Source organism: Sporichthya sp. (genome assembly GCF_013815995.1).
Taxonomy (GTDB): Bacteria; Actinomycetota; Actinomycetes; order Sporichthyales; family Sporichthyaceae; genus Sporichthya.
The window spans coordinates 1-4,943 of record NZ_JACDFE010000283.1 but is presented as its reverse complement, the minus strand read 5'-3'; the positions used below and the strand labels follow the sequence as shown (position 1 = coordinate 4,943).

General features: G+C 74.4%; 5 protein-coding genes. 1 reads left to right on the top strand and 4 read right to left on the bottom strand.

Features of this window, described 5'->3' with window-relative positions:
• On the bottom strand, window positions 1-186 hold a 186-nt coding region (locus H0X00_RS21575; protein WP_367186729.1), incomplete at its 3' end, for a hypothetical protein.
• A 279-nt stretch (window positions 187-465) separates the two neighbouring features.
• Between H0X00_RS21575 and H0X00_RS21570 the strand changes: the two genes are divergently transcribed.
• A complete protein-coding gene (locus H0X00_RS21570; RefSeq protein WP_293774715.1) occupies window positions 466-2,016 on the top strand; it encodes an FG-GAP and VCBS repeat-containing protein in 1,551 nt (516 codons plus the stop codon).
• A gap of 92 nt (window positions 2,017-2,108) precedes the next feature.
• Here the strand turns inward: H0X00_RS21570 and H0X00_RS21565 are convergent, their stop codons facing one another.
• From H0X00_RS21565 to cbiB, 3 genes are all read right to left on the bottom strand, one after another.
• Entirely contained in the window at window positions 2,109-2,567 is a 459-nt protein-coding gene (locus tag H0X00_RS21565; RefSeq protein WP_293774712.1) for an Rrf2 family transcriptional regulator, read from the bottom strand.
• A 60-nt stretch (window positions 2,568-2,627) separates the two neighbouring features.
• Window positions 2,628-4,175: a cobyric acid synthase gene (locus tag H0X00_RS21560; RefSeq protein ID WP_293774710.1), complete on the bottom strand. Its 1,548-nt coding sequence runs from the start codon at window positions 4,173-4,175 to the stop codon at window positions 2,628-2,630.
• Window positions 4,160-4,943: adenosylcobinamide-phosphate synthase CbiB (cbiB, locus tag H0X00_RS21555; protein ID WP_293774708.1), on the bottom strand; the 784-nt coding region annotated here is incomplete at its 5' end. The genes cbiB and H0X00_RS21560, both read right to left, overlap by 16 nt.

The window sequence follows — 4,943 nt, the reverse complement described above, 5'->3', positions numbered from 1 at the left end:
CTCCGGGTCAGGGCCGAGCGGGTCGCAGCCGAAGCGGCAGGCGTCCAGCGCCGCCTGCTCCGGCAGGAGCGCGGCCAGCGCCCGCACGACGGTCGACTTGGCGGTGCCCTTCTCGCCCCGGACCAGCACGCCGCCGATGGTGGGGGCGACCGCGTTCAGGGCCAGCGCGAGCTTGAGGTCGTCCATCCCGACGACCGCGGAGAACGGGTATCCGGCAGGCACGCGGCGAGCATCGCAGATGACATGGGGGCGCTTCGCGCCCGTCCCTCTCGCGGCCCGGGCGGTGCTCCTTGGTCGTCCGCTCCTCCGGTCGCTCGCGCGTGCCGTCTCCGTCTGCCGGACCGATGCGGCGCTCGCTCTCTCCGTCGCGCTCGACCGGCGTGCACGCGGCCAGCGGGCCGACTCGCCGCCGCGGTCGGCGCGTCCCAGTCGGGGATCGTCAGTCCCATCAGTCACTCTGGTCACATGGCTCTTCGTTCAACAGCCGCCGTCGCGGCGCTGCTCACGCTGACCGCGCTGGCCGGCCCGCTGGCCGACCCGGCGCCTGCGGCGGGCTGCGGCACCGCGCGCCCGGGCGACCTCAACGGCGACGGGTTCAGCGACCTGGTCGTCACCGAGTACGGGCGCACCCGCCTGCAGGGCGGGATCCACGTCTTCTACGGCACCGCGACCGGCCTGAGCGCGAATCCGGCCGGGACCGCTCCGGACGACCAGTTCCTCACCCAGGACTCCGAGGGCGTGCCCGACCAGTCGGAGAACGCCGACGAGTGGGGAGCGGCTCTCGCCGTCGGCGACTTCAACGGCGACCGGTGCGCCGACGTCGCGGTCGGTGCGCCCGGGGAGAACGAGACCACCGGCGCCGTCACCGTCCTCTACGGCTCCCCCATAGGACTGCTGACCACCGGCGCCCTCCTGCTCACCCAGAACAGCCCGAAGCTGCCGGACACCGCCGAACCCAACGACCGGTTCGGCGCCGCGCTGACCGCCGGCGACTTCGACGGCGACGGCCGGGCGGACCTGGCGGTGGGCGCTCCCGGCGAGACGCTCGGCAGGGGCTTCGGAGCCGGCACCGTCGCGGTGCTCTGGGGTGCCCCGGCCGGGCTCGGGGCCGGCCGGGCACCCTCCGAGCTGCGGCCGGGCGCCGGCGTGGTCGGTGGCAAGGCCGAGAACGGCGACGCCTTCGGCGCGGCGCTCGCGGCCGGGGACATCACCGGCGACAAGCGCGACGAACTGATCGTGGGCGCGCCCGGCGAGAACGGCAGCGGGTCCATCCAGGTCTTTCCCGGCGGCGCCGCCGGCTTCACCAAGGCCGGACCGGCCTACGACCGCTCCACCGGCGGGATCGCCGGCAAGCCGGCCTTCGGCGATGCCTTCGGCGCCGCGGTCGCGGCCGGCGACTTCAACGGCGACGGCAAGGCCGACGTGGCCGCCGGCATCCCGGGCTCGAACCGCAGCCGAGGTGCCGTGGCCGTGCTCTACGCCGGCACCGACGGGCTGACCGGCACCGGCGCCCAGCAGTGGGTGCAGGGGGTCGGCGGCCTGGTGGGCGTGCCCGCGGCGGGCGACCGCTTCGGTGCGGTGCTGGCCACCGGACGGATGAGCGCGGGCAAGCACGCCGACCTCGCGATCGGCATCCCCGGCGACGCCGTCGCCACCGTGTCGAACGCGGGTGCGGTGCAGGTCCTGCTCGGCTCGGCTTCCGGGCTGCGCAGTACCGGCTCGAAGCTGCTCAGCCAGGACACCACCGGCGTCGGCGGCAACGCGACCACCGGCGACCGCTTCGGCTCCGCCCTGGCGGTCCGTCAGATCGACGGCACCGGCCCGGCCAGCCTCATCGTCGGCTCACCGGCCGAAGGCACCACCGGCACCACGACCCAGCGCTGCGGCGCCTTCACGGTGTTCCGGGAGACCAAGAAGGGCCCCTCCGGCGCCGGCTCGCAATTCTGGCGGCTCGGCCTGACCGGGGTCCAGGGCGCCCCCGCCCCCGGCGTGTTTCTGGGCTACACCCTCGCCTGAGCCCCGAACCCGCGGGACGTCGTCCCGTATGGGCGCATGTCAGCCGTCCTGCAGGCTGACAGGCGCCCGCCAGGGACGTCGTCCCGCGGAGGTCAGCGCCGGTGCCAGGCGTCTTCGGAGCGGGTGCGGGCGATCGCGCCGGGAGGCAGCGACTTGTTCAGCAGGTGGGCGACGGTGACGTCCTCCAGCACCTCCCGCAGGCTGGAGCGAACCGCGATCCAAACCTCCTGCAGCGCCTCGGCCGAACCTTTGTAGGCGACGTCCTCCGGCGCCCGGCCGTGCACGCTGACCAGCGGGCCGTCGGTGGCGCGGATGACGTCGGCGACCGAGATCGACTCGGCCGGGGTCAGCAGCACCCAGCCGCCGGCCTGACCGCGCTGGCTGGCCACCAGGCCGGCCCGACGCAGGTCGGCGAGCACCGCGAGCAGGAAGTCGCGCGGAATGTCCTGCGCGGTGGAGATCGACTCGGCCGAGCGCGGCCGGTCGGTGGTGTTGCCGGCGATCTCGATCAGGGCGCGCACGGCGTAGTCGACCTTCGCCGAGATCTTCACGCGCGCTCCCTCAGGGGCTCATTCGTCCGGACACCATCGTGAATAACAGTGCTCTAGTCACTATTCAACCGCGTCCGGTCCCGGATCGAGCGTCGTACGCACAACGGGGAGCCCCCGTGGCGCGCCACCGGTGATCAGAGCGTCCACGGCGGCGCCGTCGAGATGATCAGCAATCAGCTCGCCCAGGAGGTCCAGGCGCGCCTCCCGGACCGCCGCGAAGCTGACCTCGCCCACCGGCCGGAAGTCACGCCCGGTGGCGGCGGCGACCTCGGCCAGGAAGGCCCGGCGGAACCCGTCGGACTCCAGAGCGCCGTGCCAGGTGGTCCCCCAGACCGCACCGGCCCGGCAGCCGTCCAGGAACGGTGCGGTACCCGGATCCGGGCTGACCCGGCCGTGGTGGATCTCGTAGCCGCGGACGGGCTGGCCGAGCTCCTCGCCGGCAGTGCGCCCGACGGACTTGCGCGGTTCGAACACGACCTGGGCCGGCAGCAGGCCGAGCCCGGCAACCACTCCGGCCCGGGATTCGACTTCGTCGGTGATCGTGCGCGCCAGCATCTGGTAGCCGCCGCACACGCCGAGCACAGGTCGCCCCGCGGCGGCGCGGGCGGTCAGGGCGTCGGCCAGACCGCGCTCGCGGAGCCAGGCGAGGTCGGCGACGGTGGCCCGGGTTCCGGGCAGCACGACGAGGTCCGCGTCGCCGAGTTCGTCCGGGGTGGTGACGAAGCGGACCAGCACCCCGGGCTCGGCGGCGAGGGCGTCGAGATCGGTGAGGTTGGAGATCCGCGGAAAGCGCACGGCGGCGACGCGCAGCACCTCGGCTCCGGGAGCGCCCGCAGCCGCGGGGATCGCTCCGGCGGCGTCCAGGGTGAGCGAGTCCTCCGCGTCCAGCCACAGGCCTCCTTGCCAGGGCAGCACCCCCAACGTCGGCCGGCCGGTGAGCGCACGGAGTTGGTCCAGGCCGGGGGCGAGCAGCGCAGGGTCGCCGCGGAACTTGTTGACGACGAACCCGGCGATCAGCGCCTGGTCGGCCGGCTCGAGGACCGCGAGCGTGCCGAACATCGAGGCCAGCACCCCGCCGCGGTCGATGTCGCCGACCACGATCACCGGCAGGTCGGCGGCGCGGGCCAGCCCCAGGTTGGCGATGTCCTCGGCGCGCAGGTTGATCTCGGCCGGGCTGCCGGCGCCCTCGCAGATCACCACGTCATAGCGGGACCTCAGATCGGCCAGCGACTCCAGGACCGTGCTCATCAGGCGGGGCTTGAGCCGGCGGTAGGACAGGGCGGTCACCTCGGCCACCGGTTCCCCGAGCAGCACCACCTGAGAGCTGCGGTCCGTGCCCGGCTTGAGCAGCACCGGGTTCATCACGGCCTCGGGCTCGATGCCGGCCGCGGCGGCCTGCATCGCCTGCGCCCGGCCGATCTCGGCGCCGTCGGGGGTCACCGCGGAGTTGTTCGACATGTTCTGTGCCTTGAACGGCGCGACCGAGACCCCGCGCCGGTGCAGCCACCGGCACAGCCCGGCCGTGAGCACGCTCTTGCCGGCATCCGAGGTGGTCCCGGCGACCAGCAGCGCTCCCGTTACCTGATGGGTCGTCACTTCAGCCGCCACGCGACGAGGACGGCCAGCCCGGCCGCGCCCAGCCCGACCGCACGGGACAGCCGCACCGCCCGGCCGATGTCCGCCACTCCGGGCTCCCGCCCGGCCGCGTGCAGCGTCCCGCGAGTTTCCCTCGCCCCCGCGTAGGTGTTGGAACCGCCGAGACGCACGTCCAGGGCGCCCGCCGCGGCGGCCTCGCACCAACCGGCGTTCGGGCTGGGATGGTCACGTCGGTCCGCGGCCAGCACCCGGGCAGCGCGTTTCGGGCAGCCGCCGACCAGACGCGCAGCCGGGACGGTGAGCAGCCCGGTCAACCGGGCCGGCAGGTAGTTCGCCAGGTCGTCCAGGCGGGCCGAGGCCCAGCCGAAGTTCGCGTACCGCCCACTGCGGTAGCCGACCATCGCGTCCAGGGTGTTCACCGCGCGGTAGCCCACCAGCCCCGGGACCCCGGCCACGGCGCCCCACAGCAGCGGCCCCACGACGGCGTCGCCGGTGTTCTCCGCCACCGACTCCACGGTCGCCCGGGTGAGTTCCTTCTCGCCCAGCCCGGCGGGATCACGGGCACACAGATGACTCAGCCGCGCGCGGGCCGCATCCAGGTCACCAGCGCTGAGGTGACGGGCCATCAGATCCGCCTCGCGCCCGAGACTGGTCCCGCCGAGCACTGCCCAGGTCGCGGCTGCGGTCAAGGCGGTTTCGCGCAGGGCCGAGCCCGGGGCCCGGCGGCGCACCAGCACCGCTGCCGCCACCGGCGTCGCCACGCAGGTCAGCGCGTACACC

What these genes read in the sequence shown, in the direction of transcription:
- H0X00_RS21570 (WP_293774715.1), top strand. Translation starts at nt 466, where the DNA reads ATGGCTCTTCGTTCAACAGCCGCCGTCGCGGCGCTGCTCACGCTGACC.